The 23,806-nt window shown below is 29.6% G+C and carries 22 protein-coding genes; 15 read left to right on the top strand and 7 right to left on the bottom strand.

All coding sequences use genetic code 11. The features are described 5' to 3' along the window. Nucleotides 1-6: 6 nt before the first annotated feature. Nucleotides 7-1,053 carry a rod shape-determining protein gene (locus ACEG17_RS08310; RefSeq protein ID WP_372583342.1) on the bottom strand — a complete coding sequence of 349 codons (1,047 nt, stop codon included), beginning with the start codon at nucleotides 1,051-1,053 and terminating at the stop codon, nucleotides 7-9. 231 nt (nucleotides 1,054-1,284) lie between these two features. After that, nucleotides 1,285-3,927: a DNA translocase FtsK gene (locus tag ACEG17_RS08315; RefSeq protein WP_372583343.1), complete on the bottom strand. Its 2,643-nt coding sequence runs from the start codon at nucleotides 3,925-3,927 to the stop codon at nucleotides 1,285-1,287. A 443-nt stretch (nucleotides 3,928-4,370) separates the two neighbouring features. On the opposite strand from ACEG17_RS08315, the gene ACEG17_RS08320 reads away from it, so the two are divergent. The 12 genes from ACEG17_RS08320 (at nucleotide 4,371) to ACEG17_RS08375 (ending at nucleotide 15,340) form a co-directional block, all read left to right on the top strand. Continuing rightward, nucleotides 4,371-5,498, top strand: a complete 1,128-nt coding sequence (locus ACEG17_RS08320; protein WP_372583344.1) for an SIMPL domain-containing protein — start codon at nucleotides 4,371-4,373, stop codon at nucleotides 5,496-5,498. Between the two features lie 114 nt (nucleotides 5,499-5,612). Continuing rightward, a complete protein-coding gene (locus ACEG17_RS08325; RefSeq protein WP_372583345.1) occupies nucleotides 5,613-6,674 on the top strand; it encodes an SIMPL domain-containing protein in 1,062 nt (353 codons plus the stop codon). A gap of 215 nt (nucleotides 6,675-6,889) precedes the next feature. After that, complete coding sequence (locus ACEG17_RS08330) at nucleotides 6,890-8,284, top strand: sucrose-specific PTS transporter subunit IIBC (RefSeq protein WP_372583346.1); 1,395 nt, start codon at nucleotides 6,890-6,892, stop codon at nucleotides 8,282-8,284. Nucleotides 8,285-8,347: 63 nt separating this feature from the next. After that, on the top strand, nucleotides 8,348-8,506 hold the full coding sequence (locus ACEG17_RS08335) for a hypothetical protein (protein WP_372583347.1): 159 nt from the start codon (nucleotides 8,348-8,350) through the stop codon (nucleotides 8,504-8,506). Nucleotides 8,507-8,668: 162 nt separating this feature from the next. After that, entirely contained in the window at nucleotides 8,669-10,087 is a 1,419-nt protein-coding gene (locus tag ACEG17_RS08340; protein WP_372583348.1) for an NADP-dependent glyceraldehyde-3-phosphate dehydrogenase, read from the top strand. Nucleotides 10,088-10,170: 83 nt separating this feature from the next. Further along, nucleotides 10,171-10,329, top strand: a complete 159-nt coding sequence (locus ACEG17_RS08345; RefSeq protein ID WP_372583349.1) for a hypothetical protein — start codon at nucleotides 10,171-10,173, stop codon at nucleotides 10,327-10,329. A 44-nt stretch (nucleotides 10,330-10,373) separates the two neighbouring features. Then, a complete protein-coding gene (gene aphA / locus ACEG17_RS08350) occupies nucleotides 10,374-11,096 on the top strand; it encodes an acid phosphatase AphA (RefSeq protein WP_147006257.1) in 723 nt (240 codons plus the stop codon). A 597-nt stretch (nucleotides 11,097-11,693) separates the two neighbouring features. Then, entirely contained in the window at nucleotides 11,694-12,293 is a 600-nt protein-coding gene (locus ACEG17_RS08355; RefSeq protein WP_372583350.1) for an ECF transporter S component, read from the top strand. A 6-nt stretch (nucleotides 12,294-12,299) separates the two neighbouring features. After that, a complete protein-coding gene (locus ACEG17_RS08360) occupies nucleotides 12,300-13,055 on the top strand; it encodes an energy-coupling factor transporter transmembrane component T (RefSeq protein ID WP_372583351.1) in 756 nt (251 codons plus the stop codon). After that, entirely contained in the window at nucleotides 13,037-13,876 is an 840-nt protein-coding gene (locus ACEG17_RS08365; RefSeq protein ID WP_372583352.1) for an energy-coupling factor ABC transporter ATP-binding protein, read from the top strand. The genes ACEG17_RS08360 and ACEG17_RS08365 overlap by 19 nt, the downstream gene beginning before the upstream one ends. A 46-nt stretch (nucleotides 13,877-13,922) precedes the next feature. Further along, on the top strand, nucleotides 13,923-14,486 hold the full coding sequence (locus ACEG17_RS08370) for a macro domain-containing protein (protein ID WP_372583353.1): 564 nt from the start codon (nucleotides 13,923-13,925) through the stop codon (nucleotides 14,484-14,486). Nucleotides 14,487-14,542: 56 nt separating this feature from the next. Beyond that, nucleotides 14,543-15,340 (top strand): energy-coupling factor ABC transporter ATP-binding protein, encoded by a 798-nt coding sequence (locus ACEG17_RS08375; RefSeq protein ID WP_372583354.1) that lies wholly within the window; start codon nucleotides 14,543-14,545, stop codon nucleotides 15,338-15,340. Between the two features lie 522 nt (nucleotides 15,341-15,862). Here the strand turns inward: ACEG17_RS08375 and ACEG17_RS08380 are convergent. Together ACEG17_RS08380 and ACEG17_RS08385 are read right to left on the bottom strand one after the other, a co-directional pair. Continuing rightward, entirely contained in the window at nucleotides 15,863-16,738 is an 876-nt protein-coding gene (locus ACEG17_RS08380) for a hypothetical protein (protein ID WP_372583355.1), read from the bottom strand. 33 nt (nucleotides 16,739-16,771) lie between these two features. Then, nucleotides 16,772-17,482, bottom strand: coding sequence for a hypothetical protein (locus ACEG17_RS08385; protein ID WP_372583356.1), 711 nt, complete (start codon nucleotides 17,480-17,482; stop codon nucleotides 16,772-16,774). A gap of 203 nt (nucleotides 17,483-17,685) precedes the next feature. Between ACEG17_RS08385 and ACEG17_RS08390 the strand changes: the two genes are divergently transcribed. The 3 genes from ACEG17_RS08390 (at nucleotide 17,686) to ACEG17_RS08400 (ending at nucleotide 20,694) form a co-directional block, all read left to right on the top strand. Beyond that, entirely contained in the window at nucleotides 17,686-18,576 is an 891-nt protein-coding gene (locus tag ACEG17_RS08390; protein WP_372583357.1) for an alpha/beta fold hydrolase, read from the top strand. A 95-nt stretch (nucleotides 18,577-18,671) separates the two neighbouring features. Further along, nucleotides 18,672-19,703 carry a rod shape-determining protein gene (locus ACEG17_RS08395; RefSeq protein WP_147006265.1) on the top strand — a complete coding sequence of 344 codons (1,032 nt, stop codon included), beginning with the start codon at nucleotides 18,672-18,674 and terminating at the stop codon, nucleotides 19,701-19,703. 37 nt (nucleotides 19,704-19,740) lie between these two features. Next, nucleotides 19,741-20,694: a DNA polymerase III delta subunit-related protein gene (locus ACEG17_RS08400; protein ID WP_372583358.1), complete on the top strand. Its 954-nt coding sequence runs from the start codon at nucleotides 19,741-19,743 to the stop codon at nucleotides 20,692-20,694. A 149-nt stretch (nucleotides 20,695-20,843) separates the two neighbouring features. Here ACEG17_RS08400 and ACEG17_RS08405 read toward each other — a convergent pair whose 3' ends face one another. The 3 genes from ACEG17_RS08405 to ACEG17_RS08415 form a co-directional block, all read right to left on the bottom strand. Beyond that, nucleotides 20,844-21,704 (bottom strand): AraC family transcriptional regulator, encoded by an 861-nt coding sequence (locus tag ACEG17_RS08405; protein ID WP_372583359.1) that lies wholly within the window; start codon nucleotides 21,702-21,704, stop codon nucleotides 20,844-20,846. A 79-nt stretch (nucleotides 21,705-21,783) separates the two neighbouring features. Further along, nucleotides 21,784-22,602 carry a Cof-type HAD-IIB family hydrolase gene (locus ACEG17_RS08410; protein ID WP_372583360.1) on the bottom strand — a complete coding sequence of 273 codons (819 nt, stop codon included), beginning with the start codon at nucleotides 22,600-22,602 and terminating at the stop codon, nucleotides 21,784-21,786. A gap of 22 nt (nucleotides 22,603-22,624) precedes the next feature. Then, nucleotides 22,625-23,650 (bottom strand): threonine aldolase family protein, encoded by a 1,026-nt coding sequence (locus tag ACEG17_RS08415; protein WP_372583361.1) that lies wholly within the window; start codon nucleotides 23,648-23,650, stop codon nucleotides 22,625-22,627. Between the last annotated feature and the right edge of the window lie 156 nt (nucleotides 23,651-23,806).

Raw genomic sequence — 23,806 nt, forward strand, 5'->3', positions numbered from 1 at the left:
ATTAAATTAATATTCATGCATCGGTGAAATAATAACATTTTTATACTTTTTAAAATCTGTCAATACTTCTGCAATTCCTGTTACTACAGCATGAATTGAATCTTCTCCCACCGTTACCTTCAATGATAATTCCTCTTCGATTCTCTCTTTCAAGATTCTTATACCGGCTCCACCACCAGATAAGAAAATTCCTGTTTCATAAATATCTGCCGCTACTTCAGGTTCGATTTCCTCAATCGTAAGCCTTACTTCGTCAATAATAGCATCAATATGTTTTCTAATTGCCTCATCAATTTGAGATGCTTTTATTTTCATGCTTTTTGGCAATCCAACTCCTAATTCCCGTCCTCTAATTTCATATTCAAAATTAGGATCTTCTTGACTTATTGTATTCATTTTTAGTTCTTCTGCTGTTCTTTCTCCAATCAACAAATTAAATTCATCTTTTACAAATTCCATAATATCTTCATTTAAATGGTCTCCAGCAATTTTAACTGATTTTGATAACGCTGCTCCACCTGATACAATAAATGCAATTTCTGTAGTTCCTCCACCTATATCAACAATCAAATGCCCTTTTGGCTCAAACAAGTCAATTCCTACACCAATCGCAGCCGCTATTGGTTCTTCAATTAAGTAAACCTCTTTGGCTCCTGCATCTTTTACAACTTCTATTACAGCTCTTCTTTCAACTTGTGTAACTCCGCTCGGAACACAGATTATAACTCTCGAACTTTGAAATTTATCTTTTTTGATTCTATGTAAAAATTCTTCAAGCATTCTTTCAGTAATTTCGTAATTTGAAATTACTCCATTTTTTAATGGACGAATAATTTCAGTATGTTTAGCTGTTCTTCCAATGATTTCTTTTGCTTTTTCCCCAATATGTTCCAATTCTTCCGTTTTTTTATTAACTGCTACATAAGTAGGCTCATCTACTTGAATTCCTTCTCCTTTTACATATACAACTGTATTTGCTGTTCCCAAATCAATAGCTATATCACGTGTACCTCTTGGCGTTATATTTGTCTTAAATAAGTCAAAAAATTTCATTTATTCTATCTCCTTTATTTTTTGTTTTTTATTGTATAATAATTTAATTTCAATATTTCATAGTACAACCTTTTTAAAATTTACAGTCACTTCACTTAAATTTGAGCATATATTGTAAAAATTATTATATTTTATTCTTATAAGGTATTTTACCATTTTTTTTGAATATACTCAAGCAACTTTAAGAATGATTTGCTATAAATATTATTTAATATTGCAAAATTTATTTTTTTAATTTATTTCATCAAGATTATCAGTTATTATTTGATCATCATAGCTTATAACCCCATGCTCTTTTAACTGCTCATAAATTCTTGAAGCTCTATTAAACCCTACTTTTAATTTACGCTGCAATAATGAAATAGAAACTTTATTTTCTTGTTTTATAATATTTACTGCATTTTCAAAAAATGGATCAATGTCAATTGTTTCTTCTTGAATTTCCTCTAAGATTTCATTTCTGTATTTTACTTTTTTAGAAGATTTTAGCGTATCTGTTAAATTTTTAACTTCTTCATCCGAAATATATGCTCCCTGAATTCTTTCCAGCTTCGAAGAACCATTTGCAAGCAGCAGCATATCTCCCTGACCTAATAACTTTTCTGCTCCAGCTGTATCAAGTATTGTTCTTGAATCAATCTGTGATCTTAATGCGAAAGAAATTCTGCTTGGCAAGTTTGCCTTTATCATTCCAGTTATAACATCTGTTGATGGACGCTGTGTTGCCACAACTAAGTGGATTCCAACTGCTCTTGCCTTTTGTGCAATTCTTGCGATTGACTCCTCAACACTTCCAGAGGCTACCATCATAAGATCTGCCAGCTCATCAATTATTATAACAATATAAGGCATTTTTTCCACAAAACTTAATCCATTGTAAGTTTTTATATTTCTTACGCCATTTTCCATAAGCTGCTTGTATCTATTTTCCATCTCATTAACTGCCCATCTCAATGCTATTGCAGCTTGTTGCGGATCTATAATTACTGGAACAAGCAAATGTGGAATATCATTATACGGCATAAGCTCTACCATTTTAGGATCAACCATTATAAATTTCACTTCTTTTTCAGATTTTTTAGAAATCAATGTTGAAATTAATGTATTTACAGCAACAGATTTCCCTGAACCTGTCTGTCCCGCAATCAGTAAATGAGGCATTTTAGCGATATCTATAAATTTATCTCTTCCAACAATATCTTTTCCTAAAATTACCCTTAATTCACCTTTATCGAGTTCTTTATTTTTTATAATGTTTGAAAAATGAACTGGCTCCTTAATTTTATTAGGAGTCTCAATTCCAATGGTATTTTTTCCTGGAATTGGCGCTTCTATACGAATACTTTCAGCTGCCAAATTCATTGCAATATCATCCGAAAGACCAGTAACCTTGCTCACTTTTATACCTTTTGGAATGACTATTTCATATCTTGTAATAGTTGGACCATATTCATAATTTACAACTTTGGCTTCAACTCCAAACTCTTTTAGTACATTTTCAAGGTGTCTTACATTTTCTCTTATGCTTTTTTCAATTTCCTGTTTTCTTTTAAGATCCATTGGTTTTGACTTAAAGATTTCTTCAATAGATTTTTTTACCACATCATCATAGCCTTGATTATTATCAAACATTGCATTAACTTTTTTTAATTCATCTTCCAGTTCCTTTTCCTTCACTTCTTTATTTTCAAATGCTTCAAGTTTTGGAAATTGCTGAAAGTTCGGATCTATGTTTTCAGAATTGTATCTTTTAGATATTTCCTCTCTTCTTAAAGGTGTTACTATCTCTAATTTAGGTCCTCTTTTATCAACTTCTTTCTCAACCTGACTATCGTTTTCTTTTTTATTTTCATTTTCAACTGATACTTCTTCTTTTGAGTCGGATAGATTATCTGAAGTTTCCTTTTCAGAGTCTAATTTTTCTTCTTCTTGTTCTTTAATTTCAGGCTTTTCTGAAACTTCTTCTTGCTTTGTACCTTCTGTTGTTTCTGTAGTTTTTTTCAACTCATTTTCTTTTATTTTGTCTGTTGACTCATTTTCATTATTTTTCAAATTTTCAGAACTTTTATTTTTTTCTTTCTCTTCAAAAATTTCAATCCATTCTTTTTCTTTTTCGGCTAATTCTTCTTTTGAATAAACTTCGGTTTTCTGTAAAAAGTTATCCTTAGGCTTTTTCGCAATTTCAAAACTTAATTTTTCTCTTCTAGATTCTACAATTTTGGCTTTTAACATTTCCCTTTGGTAACGCTTATAGTCTGTTTTTTTCAAGTTTTCTGCATATTTTTTTGCAGCTAATTTTCTTTTTTTCTCTTTATAGTCATCACTTTTATAATATTTTATTATCTCTTTAAAAACTTCATATCCAAGTTCAATCAAGTCCTTAATTAACCATATTACAAAAATTATTACTAAAATTATCAAAACTATAAACATCCCTTGAGAATGTAACACTTTATAAAACGGCATTGAAAGCAATGCTCCAAGAATTCCACCACTTTCACGGCTAAATCCTATCTCTAAAAGTTGTCTTCCCGCTTCAGTAAAATTATCTGCCAAAGGTTTCCCCTTAACAACTGAACCCCTTACCAAAACCATTCCCCAGCTTAGAAATAATCCAATAAGAGCTGCAATTTTCCCCTGTGTTATATCAATACCAATTTTTTCATAAAAAAACAAAATTATTCCATACAAAATAGCCATTACCGCTATAAACCATGTCATTTTTCCAAAAAATAATGTAATACCGCTCAATATAAGAGAAAAAATATTCTCTCCAGCATTATCACTAAGCATACTTGATTTATTCCCTAATAGCAATACTAATATAAGCCCCGCAGCAAACCAAATTGCACCTTCGATTTTTCTTTTATTCATCTTACATCCTTTCTAAAAAATTTCTATCTACTAAATTGTTAATTTTAAATTCTGCCAGATTTAACCAAAATTAAATTGGATGTGTAAAACAATCCCTACTTTGAAATGGATTTATAATAATATCATACATTATACTATATTTTTTCAATTTTGTCATTTTTTTATTATGTAATTCTTCTAATTTTCTTTATTTTTATAACGAAATTTGGTTTGATTTTAGTTATTAAAGACTGTAAAGTAAAAAAATAATAAGTTATTTGCCAAACTATATCTTTTTTTATAACTAAAAGACATAGTTTAGCCATAGATGCAATATTTTCAGTAATAAACAATCTTACAAAATAAATAAAAAAACCCTCATCTACTTTTAATATACGTGTGTTATACTTATACAAAAGATAGGAATTTTTAAAAAATAATAAATTAGAATTATGGAGGTAAATATGAAAAAGATAGCAATTGCGCTTTTTTCACTTATGAGCATTCTTTCGTTTGGGGCGAATGAGAATATTGTGAGAAAAATTAGTGTTACTGGAAACGCAGAAAGAGAAGTTATGCCAGATTTAGCAAAGATTAATTTTAAGGTTGAGGTTAAAGGAAATAACTTAAATCAGGCAACGAGTGATGTAAATAAGAAAGTTGAGAAATTTAAAAATGAATTGAGAGCTAGAAAAATATCACTTGAAAATCTCGAAACAAAGGCATTTTACAATAGAAAGGGTACAGAATACGATGATGAAGATATTTTGGATGTAAAAACTGTTCCAAATAAAACTGTCAAAAATACTGATAAAAAGCCTACTTCTTATGACGTAAATATGTCAATGCTGGTAAAAAATACTGATTTTAACAAGATTTCAGCATTGATTGACTTGGAAGATGGAAACAATTTACAAAGTATTCAGAAAAATTTTGACGAAAATACATTTGCATTTAATATAAATGAAAATGGAATGACAGTTGACCAGGCTTTAAATAAAGTATTTAATAAACTTAATACTTCAAGAAGAAAACTGATTTCAGCTGGAATCCCTGAAAGTGATATTATTTTGAGCGATTATCAAATAAAAGAAAATTATACAGAAAATAAAGGTACAAAAAAAGATGTTTACTATGTTATAGATGAATTCATACTTACAACAAAGAATATAAAGGAACTTAATACAATAATTTCTATTGCTGATGATAATGGAATAAATATAAATGGCTCAATTAATTTTGACTTGTCAGATAAAGACAGAATTGAGTCAGAAATGTATAAAGATGCCTATAATCAGACAAAACAGAAGGCAGAAAGCATTTTGCGTTCTAGTAAGATGAAATTAGGAACACCAATTATTGTAAGTGAAGATGTCGAATTTCAGCAAAAAATGATTGACAGAATTGATCAGGCCTGGGAAGTAAAGTATGAAGCGGCAGCAGCACCGATGGCAGAATATTCAAATGCTAAATTCTCAGCTTATTCAGGGACAACATCTTTACGAAAGGATAGCAGAAGCTCAAGAGTTGACTATACTCCAAAACCATTAAAACTTGTGCAAAATATATCAGTTATGTATGAAATGAAATAACAAAAATAGTATAACTTTATATTTATACTAAATCCGGTTTAAAAATGGGAATAAATTTTTATACTAGACTATATTTTAAAGAATGAAAATTAAATTTTAGAAAGGAATTTTAAAATGAAAAAAATAATAACATTACTTATGATAATTTTTTCGGTATTATCATTTGCAGATGGCGAAGTTACTGGAAAAAGAATACAGGTTAGAGGAGTTTCACAAAAGGAAATTTCACCAAATTCAGCAAAAATTAGACTTACAATTCAAACTGAAAACGAAAATTTGGATAAGGCAAGTGCCGAAAATTCACAAATTCTTGAAAGATACAAGAGACTGCTTGCCCAGACTGGTACAAAATATAATAAGATTAATTCGACAGGATACTCCACTTATGAATCATATAACTGGGACACTGTAGTTGAAAACAAAGGAAAGAAGGAATATCAGACAAAACTTTCAATAGAAGTTGACAGACTCTCTCTTGATACATTGAAAAACTTTATGAATGTCCTTGCCACAGAAAAAATTTATTCTTTAAACAGAAGCAAAAATGGTACCTATATTTTCACTGTTACATCGCAAAATGCGACAAACAAAGAGGCATACCAAAATGCAATGTCCAAATTTAATGAAATCCAGCAAAAACTAAATAAAGCTGGAATTCCAGCAGGAATAATAAAAATTGCAGGTTACGACAATAAGGAAATTAATCTTGAAAAACGAACAAATAATAGAAAAAATATTCAGATAGTTTCACATGAAATTGAAGTTGAAACAAGAGATTTGAAAAATTTAGGAAATATCATAAATGTAGCAAATACATTGGGAATTGGTACAACAGGGCAAATTGAATACGACATTGACAACAAGCAGCAATTAGAAAATGAACTTTATGAAAATGCCTACAAGGAAGCCTTGAAAAAAGCACAAGTTATTCTTGGGAAAACAGACTTGAACTTAAAAAATCCCGTTACAATAACAGATAAGTCATATGGAGTTATTCAGCCGTATACAGATTACAACTACAGTTACTACAGCCATGCAAATTATGAAACTAACCTAGTCCAGCTGAAAAAAAGCGACAAGGAACTTTTGGATGAATCAGCAAGAAGAAATATCGTAATTTCTCCAAAAAAATTAAATATTTCAAAAACTGTCTATATCGAATTTGAAATGGACTAAAAATCTAATTTTTTTAAAGACTACTGTATTTATTAGCAATATAGTAGTTTTTATTTTCTTAAAAATCAACAAAAAATTAAAAGGAAATAATTTTAAAATTAATAAACTATTGTAATTCAAATAAAGTTATAGTTTTTTTCAAAAGCAGTATTGACTTTTCAAAAAAATAAGGTATAATTAATCTTATTGTTAAAAAAAATGTAAAGGAGATGAAAATGGCAAAAAGTTATGAAGAAATAGCTAAAGAAGTAATAGAAGCTATTGGAGGAAAAGAAAATATAAGTTCATTTGCACACTGTGCAACAAGACTTAGAATTATGGTAGTTGACAAGGATAAAATCGACAAGGACAAGGTAGATAATATTGAAAAAGTAAAAGGAACAATGTTTAATTCAGGACAATTTCAGGTAATATTTGGAACAGGGACTGTAAATAAAGTTTATGAAGCTGTTCAAGGACTTGGAGGAGTGAGTGAATCTTCAGTATCTGATATGAAAAAAGAAGCAGCTAAACAAGGTAATGTTATTCAAAGAATTTCAAGAACATTTGGAGATATTTTTGTTCCAATTATACCAGTATTAGTTGCAACTGGTTTATTTATGGGGCTTCGTGGATTATTAACAAATGAAAATTTATTAAAATTGATGGGAACAACACCGGAAAGTATAAATCCTAATTTCTTAATGTATACACAAGTATTAACAGATACAGCATTTATTATTTTACCAGCGTTAGTTGCATGGTCTGCATTTAAAGTATTTGGTGGATCACCTGTATTGGGAATTGTATTAGGTTCTATGTTAATTAGCGGTTCTTTACCGAATGCTTATCAAGTAGCATCAGGAGATGCACATCCAATAATGTTCTTTAAGTTTATTCCAGTAGTTGGATATCAAGGAACAGTTTTACCAGCATTATTCGTAGGTATGATAGGAGCAAAATTAGAACAAAGATTAAGAAAAGTTATCCCAGATGCATTAGACTTATTATTAACTCCATTTATTGTATTTTTGGTAATGAGTACATTAGGATTATTTGTTATTGGTCCAGTATTCCACAGTCTAGAAAATTATATTTTAATTGGTACAGAATGGATTTTAAAATTACCGCTTGGAATAGCAGGAATAATAATTGGAGGTCTTCAACAACTAATAGTTGTAACAGGAGTACACCATATATTTAACTTCTTGGAAATTCAATTGCTTGCAAAAGACGGATTCAATCCATTTAATCCATTATTATCAGCAGCTGTAGCAGGGCAATTTGGGGCAGTTCTAGCAGTTGGTATTAAGACAAAAGATGCAAAATTAAAAGCATTAGCATTACCATCAGCATTGTCAGCAGCATTAGGAATTACAGAACCAGCAATTTACGGGGTAAACTTAATTAAAGGCAAAGGAAAACCTTTCTTAATGGGGCTTATAGGTGGAGCAACAGGTGGATTTTTAGCTTCAATTTTTGGACTTAAGGCTTCTGGAATGGCAGTTACAGTGGTACCAGGAATGTTGTTATTCTTAAATGGACAAATGCCTTTATACTTAATTTCAATAATAGCAGCTTCAGGAGTAAGTTTTGCATTAACATATACAATGGTAAAACTTGAAAAATAATAAAATTTTAGCGGGAGTTTTTAGCTCCTGCTTTTTTTTGAAAAAATACCAAAAATAAGGAGAATGGTTGTTTATGAAAAAAGTTTAGCAATGATTTTGTTTATTACGCTAATTGCTAGAAAAGGTAGGAATGAAAAGGCTAATATAAATGGAAAAACATTTGGAAATATATTTGAACGGATGAATTTTCAGAAAAAAACTAGTGGAGATAAAGTTTTTTAATATTTGTTTTGTATAGTAAAAAGTAAATTTTTGAAACTTTTCGATATTAAAAATAACAAATATTCGAAATAAATGAAAAATATATGAAAAAAGGTATATTAATTATGTAAAATATGTGGTAAAATTATAAAGTATACAAAATTGGAATAAGGAGGTATTTTGATGAATTATCAAAATTTAGTGAACGGAGAATGGAAAGACTCTAAAAATACAATAACTATTTATTCGCCAATAAATGGGGAAGAACTTGGAACTGTACCAGCTATGTCAAGAGAAGAAGTTGATTATGCTATGGAATCTGCCAGAAAGGCCTTACCTGCTTGGAGAGCATTATCAGCTGTAGAAAGAGCGGCTTATTTGAATAAGGCTGCAGATATTCTTGAAAGAGATAAAGATAAAATTGGGGAAAACTTAGCAAAAGAAGTTGCAAAAGGAATTAAGGCTGCTATTTCAGAAGTAGTAAGAACAGCGGATTTGATTAGATATGCTGCAGAAGAAGGACTTAGAATCACAGGTGAATTTGTAAATGGTGGTGGATTTGAAGCTGGAAGCAAGAGAAAATATGGAGCAGTAAAAAGAGAGCCAGTTGGGATTGTACTTGCGATTGCACCATTTAACTATCCAGTAAACTTATCAGCATCTAAAATTGCACCTGCATTAATTGGAGGAAATGTAGTAATTTTTAAACCGCCTACACAAGGTTCAATTAGCGGATTGCTATTAATTAAAGCATTTGCAGAAGCTGGAATTCCAGCAGGAGTATTAAACTCTGTAACTGGAAAAGGTTCTGAAATTGGAGATTATTTAATTGAACATAAAGAAGTTAATTTTATAAACTTTACAGGAAGTACACCGATTGGGGAAAAAATTGGAAAACTTGCAGGAATGAGACCAATTATGCTTGAATTAGGTGGAAAAGACGCTGGAATCGTATTGGAAGATGCTAATTTAGAAAAAGCTGCAAAAGATATCGTATCAGGAGCATTCAGCTATTCTGGACAAAGATGTACTGCTATCAAAAGAGTGCTTGTAATGGACTCTGTTGCTGATAAATTGGCTAGCTTGATAAAAGCAGAAGTTGAAAAACTAACTGTAGGAGATCCTTTTGACAATGCTGATATTACAACAGTAATTGATACTCCATCAGCAGACTTTATCGAAGGATTGATAAAAGATGCACAAGAAAAAGGTGCAAAAGCATTGACAACAGTAAAAAGAGAAAAAAACTTAATATGGCCAGTAGTTTTTGACAATGTAACAACTGATATGAGAATTGCATGGGAAGAGCCATTTGGACCAGTATTGCCAATTATCAGAATAAAATCTATAGATGAAGCAGTAGAAATTGCAAACAAATCAGAATATGGACTTCAATCAGCAGTATTCACAAAAAATTTCCCATTGGCATTTGAAATCGCTGAAAAACTGGAAGTAGGAACAGTTCACATAAATAACAAGACTCAAAGAGGGCCTGACAGCTTCCCATTCTTAGGAATCAAAGGTTCAGGAGCAGGAGTTCAAGGAATAAAATACAGCATAGAAAGCATGACAAGAGTTAAATCTATTGTATTTGATATATAGAAATTTGAGAGATGTTTTCTTTTAAGAGGACATCTTTTTTTAAAAAAATTTAGATAAAAAACTATTTTACAGGAGGTTTTCCTATGAAAAAGGTAAAAATGTTTTTAGTATTGGTTCTATCTGCATTAACAACTGTAAGTTGCTCTTATTTCAAAATTCCTAAAAAAACAGGGAAAAAAACAGGAAATATATGCACTTATACAGCAAAGGGAGAATTTATAGATTGTGAGCCTTTAAGATAGCAAGATTTTGTTAGTAAAATAAAAAATATATAGGAGGAAATGTTATGAAAAAAGCATTATTATTTTTATTTGCTGCATCTGTAGTATTTGCAGCAGGACCAAAGGTTCCTTATACTCATGAGGGATTTTATTCAACAGATAAAGTTCAGAAGGCTGTTCATTTTGTGTCTGTTGACGACATTAAAAAAAGTCTAGAGGGAAAAGGACCGATTAATGTAAGTTTTGATATTGATGATACATTGCTTCATTCAAGCGGATACTTTATCTATGGGCAACATTATTTCCAAATTCCAGGAGATAAAAGAGGAGCTGTAAGTTACCTTTACAACCAAAAATTCTGGGATTATGTAGCTGAAAATGGAGATGAACATTCAATTCCAAAACAATCTGCAAAAGACTTGATAAAAATGCACTTGGAAAGAGGAGATAACGTATTTTTCATCACAGGAAGAACAAAACATTCAAAAGACAAAAACTACACTTCTACAAAACTTTCTAAAACATTGCAAAGATACTTTGAACTACCAAAAGAAATTTACGTAGAATATACATCTGACACACCGACAGGTGGCTACAAATATGACAAATCATTCTACATCAAAAAACACAACGTTTCAATCCACTACGGTGACAGTGATGATGATATCCTAGCCGCAAGAGAATTAGGAATAAGAGGAATAAGAGTTCAAAGAGCTTACAACTCTACAAATCCACAAAAAATGAACGGTGGCTATGGAGAAGAAGTTCTAATAAACTCTGCATGGTAAAAATAAAAAAATTATAACATATATTTTCAGAAGTATTTTTTATACTTCTGATTTTTTTTTATAAAAATTAGTGGTTGAATTTTTTAGAGAAAAATGATACAGTAATACTGAATAAAAAACCTGTTCGGGTTGTAGTAAATATGCGAAGAAAAAGTTCTATTCTTATTGAATAGGGCTTTTTTTATAATATAATTTCGACTGTTAAGACTCGCAACCTTAACAACTACAATTACGAACAGGAGGTGGTCGTAATGGCAAATTGGGATTTGACTGTTTTGACACTTATAATCATTTTGATTTTTAACAGTCAAAAATAGCAGTTGAATTCTTGTCTTATTGTCCTACCTTTTTCCTACCAGTTGAACTTTGCTGGTAGGTTTTTTTATTGTAGTTTTTTTAAGTAGATTTTGAGAATCAAAAAAGAATTAAGCAAAATTTTGTTAAGAAAAAATATTTTTATCAAAATAATAGAGATAAGCATTTAAAAGATAAATTTAATATGATTGTTAAAAAAATAATAAAACTTTCCTCCAAAGGTTGAAATATTAAAAAATATGTTTTAAAATATAGTAAATAAAATTTTAAGGAGGCAAAAAAATGAAAAGTTTAAAAGAGGATTTTTCTTTAATGTCAAGTTTGTTGATACCAGTAGCGGTGGCTATTAATTTTACAGGTTTTGGGATTGCGAAATTTTTACAGTTGCCTATATTTCTTGATTCAATTGGATCGGTGTTTATTAGTCTTATTGCAGGGCCTTGGGTGGGAACAGTAACAGCAGTTATTACGAGTCTGATTACAGGAAGTTTTTCTCCAGAATATTTTGCATTTATACCTGTAGCAATATGTAATGCCTTAGTTGTTGGAATTCTTGCAAAAATGAGAACTAAGAGTTTAGTAATAAAAACAATTATAGTAAGTTTGGCACTGGCTTCAGCTTCAATAATTGTATCTATTCCTATAATTATTAAAGTTTATGGAGGATTTACAGGAAACGCTTCATCTACAGTGGTAGTATTATTTAAAAGCATAGGATTTAGTTTGGAACAAGCAGTTGCGATAGCCACTATGCTTACAGAAGCGGCTGATAAAATTGTAACAACAGTAATTTCTATATTAATTATAAAAAGCATGTCAGATAGATATTTAATAAAATTTAAATATGGAGAAAATTATATCTATAAAAAAAATGGAGAATAGGAAGTTATGATTAAAAATTTTTTTAGAAACTTGTATCCTCTTACGAAGTTCTATTTAGCCGTAGTATTGTTAATATCAGCATTTATATTACCAAACTATACTTATGGATATTTATTGATAGCAGTTTGTGGAATTGTTGCCTATTTTTATGAAAAGTTAGGAATATACTTGAAAAGAGTGTTTTTTAGCCTATTTTTTCTAACTTTGATTATATTTGCTGTACAGGGGCTGATGATTCCTTCTAATGATATTATGGCAAAACTTGGTTTTATTACAGTATATAAGACTGGGATAATAACTGCGGTAAGATTGACTTCCAAAATTGCAGCTCTAGTTTCTATTATAACAATGTTGACTCTAATATCAAAAGCTAAAGAGTTCACAGTGGCTCTTGAAAAAAAAGGACTTAATCCTAAAGCGGCATTTATTTTGCTTTTATCGCTTCAAATGATTCCTGAAATGAAAAAACAGTCAGATATAATTATGGATTCACAAAAGGCAAGGGGAGTAGAAATGGAAGGAAATGTATTCGTAAGATTTAAGGCACTTATTCCAATATTTATTCCAATGGTGTTGTCATCCATAATAAGTACCGAAGAGCGTGCGATTACACTTGAGTCGAGAGGATTTTCCATTGGAGAAAAGCGGACAATATTGCATGATATAGAAGAAACAAAAAATGATAAAATTATGAAAATTATGCTGGCTATTTTTATAGTGCTATGTATTTTGTGGAGGGTTTTATGGGTTATTTCAAAATAGAAAATGTAAACTACAAATATCCGCTTGAAGAAAAACAAGCCTTAAAAAATATTAATATTGAGATAAAAAAAGGCGAATTTTGGGCTGTAATTGGAAAAAACGGGAGCGGGAAAACGACATTTTGCAATATGTTGAGGCGGTTTGTGCCTGATTTTTATAAAGGGGAACTGACAGGGAAAATAACGCTGGAAGATAAAGAACTGAAAGATTATTCTCAAAAGGAACTTGTTCAGAAGATTGGATTTGTATTTCAGAATCCGTTTACGCAAATTAGCGGAGTAAAAGATACCGTTTTTGAGGAAATTGCTTATGGGCTTGAAAATTTAGGATTAGAGAAAGAAGAAATAATTTCTAGGGTTGAAGAAATATTGAAACTGCTTGAAATTGAAAAGCTGCGTGATAGAAATCCATATGACTTGTCTGGTGGACAAAAGCAAAGAGTGGCACTTGCCTCAATTATCGCAATGGATCCTGATATTCTAGTTATTGACGAGCCAACTTCACAGCTTGATCCAAAAGGAACAGAAGATATTTTCAAAATTATAAATTTAATGGCAAATGAAGGAAAAACAATAATTTTGGTTGAGCATAAACTTGAACTTATTGCAGAATATGCCCAAAATATCCTTGTTCTTGATGAAGGAGAAATAATTTTGAGCGGAAAAGCGGAAGAAGTTTTAAATAATAAAATCTTGCTAAAAAAGGAAATTGGAATGACACAATATTCTATACTTGCCTATGAACTTGAAAAAACAGGAAAAGTTGAGTTTGAAGAAATTCCTATAACAAAGGAAAAGATAGTGGAATTATTGAAAAAATAAAAATTGTTAAGCAAATCTTAAAAATATTTATTTAAAAGGAAAAATTATGAAACCAAAAAATTTGAAAAATAGGATTGTTCTTGTAAAAGGCGATATTACCGAATATCCTGCTGATGTGATTGTCAATGCTGCAAATTCTTCCTTGCTTGGAGGCAGTGGTGTTGATGGTGCAATTCATAGAAAGGGCGGAAAAGAAATAACAGAAGATTGTATGAAAATACGTGCTTCTCAAGGGAAATGCAGCGTTGGGGAAGCTGTTATTACAAGAGCAGGAAATATGCCATTTAAAAATGTAATTCATACAGTTGGACCTGTCTGGCAGTCAGGAAAAAATAATGAAGTAAAATTATTTTCAGAAAAATTGTTAAAAAATGCCTATATTTCAAGTTTAGAATTGGCTGAAAAAAATAAACTGAAAAATATTTCCTTTCCAAATATCTCGACAGGAGTGTACAGATTTCCAAAAGATTTAGCAGCAAAAACGGCTATTAACGCTGTGATAGAATATTTGGAGAAAAATGATTTTATAGAAAAAGTAAATTTTGTATGTTTTGAAAATGAAAATTTTGAGATTTATAGAAAATTATTGGAAGAGAAAGGGATTTTATAAAAAAATAAATATTTAAAGATAAATTGTTTAATAAAATTTTTAAAGGAGACAAAACTATGAGTTTTATTACTGTAAAAAATTTGAATTTTAAATATCCCAATGGAACTGAAAATGTGCTTAATGATGTTTCTCTTGAAGTTAAAAAAGGGGAGAAAGTTGCGATTATCGGGCAAAATGGAGCTGGGAAGACAACGATGGTAAAAATGCTGAATGGATTGTTAAAGCCGGTAGGCGGAGATGTTGTTGTAGATGGCTGGAATACAAAGAAATACACGGTTGCCAAAATGAGCCGAAAAGTCGGATATGTCTTTCAAAATCCAATGGATCAGATATTTCATAACAATGTTTACGATGAAATAGCCTTTGGAGCAAAAAAATTAAAATATTCTCCTGACGAAACAAAAAAAATGGTAGAAAATGCCATAAAATTAACGGAACTTGAAAAATATCAAAAGGAAAATCCATATAATTTACCGTATTCCATGAGAAAATTTGTTACAATAGCCGCAGTAATTGCAATGGGATCAGATGTCATTATAATGGATGAGCCAACAGCAGGTCAGGATTTTAGAGGAATGAGAGTTTTACATAATTTGATTGACGAACTTCAAAAGCAAGGGAAAACTATAATTACAATAACTCATGACATGGAATTTGTAGTAAAAAATTTTGATAGAGTAATTGTAATGACAAATGGAAAAGTTATCGCTGATGGAGATAAACGTGATATTTTCTGGCAATTTGACACATTAGAGAAAAGCATGGTGAAACAGCCATATATCAGTGATTTGGCTAAGGAAATGGAAATGGATGGAAAGGTTTTGTCTGTGGAGGAATTTGTGGAAAATTATTAAATATGTATTAGTTGTCTTTAATAAAATGAAAAATTATACAAATTAAAATAATTAAGATTTTGATTTTAAAAATAGATAGAGTAAAAAAATAGAATTAAGCGGGAAACAATATCATTCAGCTTTTTTATTTTTTATTTTCGTAGGATTGCTCATTGCCGCAAAACCTTACCTTGCAATAAAGGTTTATCCTAATAATTAAAATTATGGCAAGATTGCTATGCAATAACCTATGGCTAGTCTACGACATTTTTCTGTACTGACAAAAAACTCGCTATGCTCAAACAGTTTTGCCAGCACAGAAAAATGCTCCGACGGATTAGTTCATATTAAACTCTGTTTAAAAAATAAAAATTATATCTTAAATTACTTGAAAATATTAGGTTTATATCCTTTATTTAGAAAAGTTTTTAATAAATTCGTTATTTAAATGGGGTTTAGTATAACATAATCTATTAGAAATTTGGGTTGTTCCTAAACCAATTTATAAGCTTTATTAGTTTACAAGATACTGATTAAAAATTTTTATAATTCAATTTCCCTGTTTTTATCAATCTTTCTGAAAATATCTGTATTTTTGAGCTTTTCTACATTTCTTTTCTTTTGGCTTTTGTTTTCAATATTATTATTTATTGTAGTTATCATCATAAACAAAAATTTTTCCTGTCCAAAATTATAGTTTTTTACCTCATTACTTGCAGAAAGTGTTGCAATATTATTTAAATAATAATCGATTCCCTTTTGGAATTCATTTTTTTCAACAAAATTTCGAATATTTAAAAAATGTAAACTTAACTTGTAGGAATAAATTTCTTCATCTGACATTGTAAATTTATCAGTTTCACTTTTATTGCTCAAAAGTTTTAGAGTTTCATCTATTTCAGGCTTTAAGTTTTTTACGCCATTATCATTGGCTTCTTCCTGTAATTTTATAAGTTTTAAAAATAAAGAATTTGGATATTTTTTGTTTATTTGATTAATAATTTTATTTTTCTCATCTATATCTTCAATATTTCCATAATAAGTGACTTTCATGCTCCAAATTTCATAATCTGTTGGATTAGCCTTTTCAAAAATATCCATATATTTTTTTCCATTTTTTATATTTTTCAAGTAAAGACTTGCCAAATAAGTTTCAGCGATTTTTCCTGCTACGATATAATTATTTCTATCCTTTTCAAGCAAATTTTCCAGTTTTTCCAAATATTCTGCTCCATCAATACCCGCAGTTTCAAAAAGCATTCCATCGCCAATTTCTTCATCAAGTTTAATTGTTTCTTCAATAATTTCACGTTTAATCCCTTTTGCACTCAGTTTTTTATAAATAATACTGCTTACATTTTCTGCATTTCCAAAAATTCCAAATGCTAAAAATAATAAAATAGTCGTTAATTTTTTCATTTTATTTATATCCTTTCTTTTTGTTTAAAATATCTAATTTTGAGGAATAAGTTCCAAAGATTTCTCTATTTCAATTGTTCTATCAACATCTTTTTTGTATGTAACACCTAACTTGTAGTAATGATTTTCTTTCATTTTCAAAAAACTCCATCCGTAGTCTTTTTTCTCAATTACCAGATACTGTCCTTTCTCATTGGATAAAGTTGTCTTTATTTTAGGTTCTTCTACTTTATCTGTACTCTTGTAATCCCACAAAATCTCAAAATAATTTGTAGAACCCAAAATCCATTTTTTTACATCTCCTGTATTTTCAAGCTTTTTCCCATTTACATAAAGTTCCTTGCTATTTGAAATAATTTTTCTAATTTCTTTCAAATCCCTAACATAACTTGGCAACTGAAATATATTTATATTAATTAGAGTTATTACAATTAGACAAACTGATACGCAGCCCATCTTTAAATAAAAAATTTTCTTTTTTAACTTCTCTTTTCGTAAAATTTCCTCAAAATCTTGGAGTTCTTCATATTCTTTTTCATACTCATTCACAAAATCCTTTTTTGTTTCCAAATAAAACTTTAAAATTCCAAAAATAACTATTAACCAAATAGATATAATATTTTTATTAATTTTTAAAAATCCTATTATAACCGGAATAACTACATACATTAAACTATTCATCAAAGTAAACAGATATCTTTTTATCTTTTCCCTTTTAATTTGATACTCATCATAAACATACATATTTTTAATCTCCTAATATTAAAAATCGTTTTTTAAATATTTTACAATATTAACAAAAATTTTTCAAATTAATTTACAAAAAAGGAGATAACACAAAAATTTGTAATTGCAAAAAAAATAATATTATATTATAATGAATATATACTTATTTAAAATTACTGAAAAACTAAGTATTTGATAATATTTTTTCAGAAAGGAACATAATGGAAAAGCAGTATTTTGAGAGTTTTGATAATAAAAAAATTCCTTATTTATTTTTTGAGTCAAAAAGAGAAAGATATAAAAACAATATTGTAATATTTCATGGAATGATAGAGCCTATTGACAGATATGCTGAATTTGCAGAATTTTTGGCTTCTAATGGATATAATGTGTTTGTTATGGAAATTCGTAGCCATGGCGAGCTAAAGGACGGTGAAATTGGAGATTTTGGAAAAGGCGGTATAAAGTCTGTTTTTAAAGATATTGACAACTTTTTTACAAAAATTCTAAGTAAAGTTGGAGCAACTCCAAGCAATACAACGATTCTCGGACATAGCATGGGAGCTCTTATTGGAATACAATGGGGAATAAAAAATAAATACAAATACTTTATTTTGTCAGCTTTCCCTCTAAAAACTCAATTAGAAGTTATCGGTGGAAAAATTGCTACTCTTTTGGAAAGAATTATTTTCAGAAAAGTTTCTGCATTTAACAAAATTTTTGAAAAATGGAATACATACTTTGAGCCAAATGTAACAAAATTTGATTGGTTGACAAGAGATGAAATTGAAAATAAAAAATATGAAGATAACGAACTTTGTGGCTATTCTGTAACACCAAAGTTTTTTTCTGGAATTTTTTCCACAATGGCATTTATCAACAAAAATTACAAAAAATTAGATGAACACACAAAAATATTGGCTATTTACGGAACTGATGACAAAGCGATTGATATTCCATATATCAGTAAAATTTTTAATATATTAAGAAAGAAAAAAAGAAGAATAAATATTCTTGAAAATAAGAATGGAAGGCACGAATCTCTTAATGAAACAAATAAACACGAAATTTATGATGAAATTTTAAAATGGTTAAATGCAAAAGATTTTTAATTTATAACAAAAAATTTAAAAAAATTGCAAAAAATAATAAATTTTTATCGAAAAATATGATATAATTAAAGAAGTTAATTTTAATAGGAGGAAAAATGGGCGTATTTGATTTTGTAAAAATATTTAGAGTAAACAAAAGTATCTCAATAGACTTGGGAACTGCAAATATATTAATTTACGATAAGCAAAAGAAAAAAATAGTATTGAACGAACCATCTGTGGTTGCAAAAGATAGAAAAACTGGAAAATTAATTGCAGTTGGAAGAGAAGCTAGAGAAATGTTAGGAAAAACTCCTGACAGCATCGAAGCTATCAAGCCTTTACAAGATGGAGTTATTGCAGATATTGACTCAACAAAGGAAATGATTACATATTTTATTCATAAGATTTATGGAAATTCATTGTTCAAGCCAGAAGTAATGATTTGTGTACCAATTGAAGTTACAAGTGTAGAAAGAAAAGCCTTGTTTGATGCAGTAAAAGGTGCTAAAAAAATATATATTATTGAAGAAGGAAGAGCCGCTATCATTGGTTCAGGCGTAAATATTTCACAACCTGAAGGAAGCATGGTAATTGATATAGGTGGAGGTTCTACTGATATTGCAATTCTTTCACTTGATGAAATTATCGCAAGTAAATCAATCAGAATCGCTGGAAACAGATTTGATGAAGATATCGTGAGATATGTAAAAAGAAAATACAACTTACTAATCGGAGACAGAACTGCTGAAAAAATAAAAAAAGAAATGGCTACGGCATTAAAAGTTCAGTCGCCTGAAGTTATGGAAATAAAAGGTAGAGATTTGGAATCTGGTATTCCTAACACTGTAGAAATCAACGCAAACGAAATTTACGAAGCTATCGAAGATTCTTTATTCCAAATTGTAAACTCTACAAAAGAAGTTCTTGAAAAATGTCCTCCTGAATTGGCAGCAGACATTTTAGATAATGGAATTGTAATGACTGGTGGAGGTTCATTAATCAAAAACTTTATTGATATGATGGAAAAAGAAGTTGGAATCAAAGTATTCTTATCTCCAAATCCACTAGATTCAGTAGTTTTAGGTGGAGGAGCCGCATTTGACAACAAAAAATTATTAAGAACTCTTCAAATGAGAGAAAATTAATATTTGCTGTTAACAAAAAAAGAGAAAAAGAGAAAAAATGAAATTACAGGAAATAACTGAAAAATTTAAAAATGAAATAAATCAAGATAAAATAAGCGCAAGTTACCTCTTTTATGGTGATAAGAGAGTTGACTTGCTTTCTTATGCACTAATGTTCTCAAAAATGATTATGACAAAGAATGTGCAGAATGAGGCTGAAAAAGAAAAAATTGAACGGATTATTGATAACTTCCAGCATCCTGACATTGAAATAATAAATAAAAATAATGAAAACATAAAAATTGACGAAGTACGTGAAATCATCTATTCATCAATAGAATCTTCTTTTAATTCGCCAAAAAAAATATTTATTCTGTGCGGAATCGAAAATTTACGAAAAGAATCTTCAAACGCACTTTTAAAAATCTTGGAAGAGCCGCCACAAAACGTATATTTCATACTTCTATCAAGAACATTAAACATCATTTCCACAATCAAATCCCGTACAATCAAATTTCATCTATCTGGAATGAATAACGATGAACTGGGAGTAAGCAAGGAAATCTACTATTTCTTTGATGGAAATGAAAACGATATTTTAGAATTTAAAAAACAAAATCTCTCACTTGATAATATTCAGTTTCAAATTAACACTGTGGAAGATATTTTACAAATTATTTTTGAAATGAAAAATTACACAACTGGAGAACTGGTTATAAAAAATAATCTAGATCTGACTATAAAATATAATAAAAGTATCGAATTGTTATCACAGCGAATACGTTTCTGGGATATTGAAAACGTATATTTTTTTATAAATGAAATCGAAAATGAACTAAAAAAGGAAAAGGAATTTCTGATAAATTTCCTTTCAAAAATTATTATAAATGTAAAACATTCTCTAGATGCAGACGAATTGAAAAAATTGATAAATTTGAAAAACAGTATTAGAAGCAATGTAAATGTGAAAAGTGTGATTTTTAACTTTTTTGATATTTTACAAAATTTTTAGAACTTATTGAATAAAATTAATAATAATACTAAATCCCCATTTAAAAATAGGAATATATTTTTATAATGGGGATATTTAATAACTAATTTATAATCATTCAATTAAATTATTTTTTAGATATTTTGATTAATAAATATTTTCTTATATTATTATATTTTTTCTTTTACTATCGGAACCCAAAGTTCCATTTCATAGTCAGGACTATACATATTCCCTTCACCATAAACTTCAAAATCAGGTGTCTCAGCATGTCTGTAACCTTGTTCCGGGAAAAATGTCCCTGTCACATATTTCCATCCTTCATGAATGCAATTTGGAACAATTCCCTTCAATTTTACTACAGCATATTCAGCTTCTGGAACTTCAAGTATATTAAGTCCCAAATCGTTTGCTTCGGTAACATTTTGAATATCGTATCCAGCCATATAATTTACAGTAAACTTGCTTTCACAATTTTCATTTTTCTCAATTTCATAGCAAGCTCCATAACTTTGTCCATTTCCTAAATTTTCTAATTTTTCTGGAGATACTTTTTTAAAAAGTTTATCCCAAACATTAGGAAAATTACCGCCTTCTTCAATTCTTTCTGCTAAGCCTGCTATTTTAAAAGCCGATTTTTTCATAACTTTGATGTCCATATTTTTTCCTCCTTCAATACTTAAAGATAATCTTATAGGAGAAAAAATTTGAAATGCACTTCCTTTTCTGACTTCCTTTGGCGTGTGCCCATGAAATTTTTTGAATGCCAAGGAAAATGAATCTTGAGATTCATAGCCGTATTTAAAGGCTATTTCTATTATCTTTTCATCGCTTTCACGTAAATCTATCGCAGCACAGCTCAACTTTCTAAAGCGAACATACTCACTTAACGGATAATCCACCATAATTGAAAACATTCTGCTAAACAGCGGATACGAATACCCAGAAAGCAATGCAATCTTTCTCTCGTCAATTCTGTCAGTCAAGGTTTCTTCGATATATTTCATCGTTTCATTAAATGCCTTAATCATATATTTTCCCTCCTTACACTAAAAGTATATATGATTTTTCGACTTTTTTCCCAATAATTCCTGTACAAATTTTATAGTTTTAAAATTCAAAAAACTCCTCAATCGTAGTTTTCAATCCATGCTCCACATTTGATGTCGAAATAAATTTAGCTATTTCCTTAATTTCAGGAATTGCATTTTCTACAGCCACAGGCATTCCCACGTACTCCAGCAATGGCTTATCATTCCCGCTATCACCAACCGCAATCATTTCTTCTGGCTTTATATTTTCAATTTCTCCCAATTTTTTTAATGTTTTTCCTTTATCCACATTTTTGTTGGCAATTTCTAGGAAGATTGGTTTTGAAATGGCGATAAAATAATCGTTTCCGTGAACTTTATTCATGTGTTCTTCAGCTATTAATACTTCTTCTGGCTTTCCAATAATCATACATTTTGTAGTTTTATCAATTCCTTTTTTCTCCAAGTCTTCAAGTGTATCGAATTTTTGAAATTTCATCTTGCATTGATCGGCTTCATACATTACTCCATCTGTTGCTTCAGTTCCATAAATCGTATCTCCAACGTATAAAATCATTGGAACATTTATCTCCTTTGAAACTTTATAAACGTTTTCAATATCCTTTTTTCCAAGCCCTTCGTGAAAAATTACCTCATTTGTCTTCATATCAATTAATTCTCCACCGTTAAATGCTAGCACATATCCTTCGTATTTATCCATTTGAAGTTCTTTTGCATAATCGAGCATAGCATAACTAGGTCTACCACTCGCAAGCACAAATTTAACTCCTTTTTCCTTCTGAACTTTAATAATCGCCTCAACGTTTTCCTTTGTTATATTATGTTCCTCATCCAGCAATGTTCCATCCATATCAGTCGCAATTAATTTGTAATTCATAAAATCCTCTCACTTTCACTATTTATAATAATTTTTCTAATTCATTCAAATCTTTTTCTGTAGTTGCCCAGCTTGTTGCCAGTCTTATCACTGTGTGTTTTTCATCATATTTTTCCCAGAATGAAAAACTTACTTTTTTTGCCAATTCTTCCATTTTTATATTTTCAATTATGATAAATTGCTGATTTGTAGGTGATTCAAGATAAAATCTGTAATTTTTTTTATGTAGAATATTTTTTAATTTTTCAGATAAATTTACAGTATATTTTCCAATCCTTTTGTACAAATCATTTGAAAATAATGTGTCAAACTGTACTCCAAGCAGTCTTCCCTTAGCAAGTAATGCCCCATGTTGCTTTATTCTTGTTACAAAATTCTTTGGTGTATTATTTTTGGTAAAAATAACTGCTTCTCCAAGTAATGCTCCAGCTTTTGTCCCTCCAAAATAAAAAACATCACAAAGTCGTGCAATATCTGGAAGTGTAACATCCATATCCTTTGCCATAAGCCCGTATGCCAGCCTTGCTCCATCCAAGAATAACGGAATCTTATATTTTTTACAAATTTCTGAAATTTCTGTTAATTCGTTTTTGGTATACAAAGTTCCATATTCTGTTGGATGTGAAATATAAACCATTCCAGGAAAAACCATATGTTCGTGATTTTTATCTGCATAAAATGTCTGTAAATATCCCTTCACTTCATTAACATTGATTTTTCCATTGTGATGTGGCAAAGTCAAAACTTTATGCCCAGTTAATTCAATCGCTCCAGCTTCATGCACGCTAATATGCCCCGTTTCAGCTGCAATCACCCCTTCATAAGACTGCAGCATCGAATTTATCACAACTGCGTTAGTCTGTGTTCCACCGATTAAGAAATAAACATCTGCATTTTCCACTTCACAAGCTTTCCTAATTTTTGCTTTTGCACTTTCACAATATTTATCAGCCCCGTATCCAGACAAATTCTCAAAATTAGTCTTAACAATCGCATCCAAAATCTCTTGACAGGCCCCTTGCGTATAATCATTTGCAAAATGTAACATAAATTTTCCCTTTCTACAAATCTGTTGCTTTATATTAATATTATACAGGAAATAAAGAGAAAAGTCCAATTTATAAATTTTTTATATCTTTATTTCTTTAAATATAATTTAATATTCTAAGTCAAAAAAAAAAAAAAGGATAGTCATCGTTTTAAT

Origin of the sequence: Leptotrichia hongkongensis, from assembly GCF_041538065.1 — a bacterium.
GTDB classification, from domain to species: Bacteria; Fusobacteriota; Fusobacteriia; order Fusobacteriales; family Leptotrichiaceae; genus Leptotrichia; species Leptotrichia hongkongensis.

Coding starts and splice junctions, on each gene's coding strand:
- ACEG17_RS08310 (WP_372583342.1), bottom strand. CDS start 1,053: ATGAAATTTTTTGACTTATTTAAGACAAATATAACGCCAAGAGGTACA.
- ACEG17_RS08315 (WP_372583343.1), bottom strand. CDS start 3,927: ATGAATAAAAGAAAAATCGAAGGTGCAATTTGGTTTGCTGCGGGGCTT.
- ACEG17_RS08320 (WP_372583344.1), top strand. CDS start 4,371: ATGAAAAAGATAGCAATTGCGCTTTTTTCACTTATGAGCATTCTTTCG.
- ACEG17_RS08325 (WP_372583345.1), top strand. CDS start 5,613: ATGAAAAAAATAATAACATTACTTATGATAATTTTTTCGGTATTATCA.
- ACEG17_RS08330 (WP_372583346.1), top strand. CDS start 6,890: ATGGCAAAAAGTTATGAAGAAATAGCTAAAGAAGTAATAGAAGCTATT.
- ACEG17_RS08335 (WP_372583347.1), top strand. CDS start 8,348: ATGGTTGTTTATGAAAAAAGTTTAGCAATGATTTTGTTTATTACGCTA.
- ACEG17_RS08340 (WP_372583348.1), top strand. CDS start 8,669: ATGAATTATCAAAATTTAGTGAACGGAGAATGGAAAGACTCTAAAAAT.
- ACEG17_RS08345 (WP_372583349.1), top strand. CDS start 10,171: ATGAAAAAGGTAAAAATGTTTTTAGTATTGGTTCTATCTGCATTAACA.
- aphA (WP_147006257.1), top strand. CDS start 10,374: ATGAAAAAAGCATTATTATTTTTATTTGCTGCATCTGTAGTATTTGCA.
- ACEG17_RS08355 (WP_372583350.1), top strand. CDS start 11,694: ATGAAAAGTTTAAAAGAGGATTTTTCTTTAATGTCAAGTTTGTTGATA.
- ACEG17_RS08360 (WP_372583351.1), top strand. CDS start 12,300: ATGATTAAAAATTTTTTTAGAAACTTGTATCCTCTTACGAAGTTCTAT.
- ACEG17_RS08365 (WP_372583352.1), top strand. CDS start 13,037: ATGGGTTATTTCAAAATAGAAAATGTAAACTACAAATATCCGCTTGAA.
- ACEG17_RS08370 (WP_372583353.1), top strand. CDS start 13,923: ATGAAACCAAAAAATTTGAAAAATAGGATTGTTCTTGTAAAAGGCGAT.
- ACEG17_RS08375 (WP_372583354.1), top strand. CDS start 14,543: ATGAGTTTTATTACTGTAAAAAATTTGAATTTTAAATATCCCAATGGA.
- ACEG17_RS08380 (WP_372583355.1), bottom strand. CDS start 16,738: ATGAAAAAATTAACGACTATTTTATTATTTTTAGCATTTGGAATTTTT.
- ACEG17_RS08385 (WP_372583356.1), bottom strand. CDS start 17,482: ATGTATGTTTATGATGAGTATCAAATTAAAAGGGAAAAGATAAAAAGA.
- ACEG17_RS08390 (WP_372583357.1), top strand. CDS start 17,686: ATGGAAAAGCAGTATTTTGAGAGTTTTGATAATAAAAAAATTCCTTAT.
- ACEG17_RS08395 (WP_147006265.1), top strand. CDS start 18,672: ATGGGCGTATTTGATTTTGTAAAAATATTTAGAGTAAACAAAAGTATC.
- ACEG17_RS08400 (WP_372583358.1), top strand. CDS start 19,741: ATGAAATTACAGGAAATAACTGAAAAATTTAAAAATGAAATAAATCAA.
- ACEG17_RS08405 (WP_372583359.1), bottom strand. CDS start 21,704: ATGATTAAGGCATTTAATGAAACGATGAAATATATCGAAGAAACCTTG.
- ACEG17_RS08410 (WP_372583360.1), bottom strand. CDS start 22,602: ATGAATTACAAATTAATTGCGACTGATATGGATGGAACATTGCTGGAT.
- ACEG17_RS08415 (WP_372583361.1), bottom strand. CDS start 23,650: ATGTTACATTTTGCAAATGATTATACGCAAGGGGCCTGTCAAGAGATT.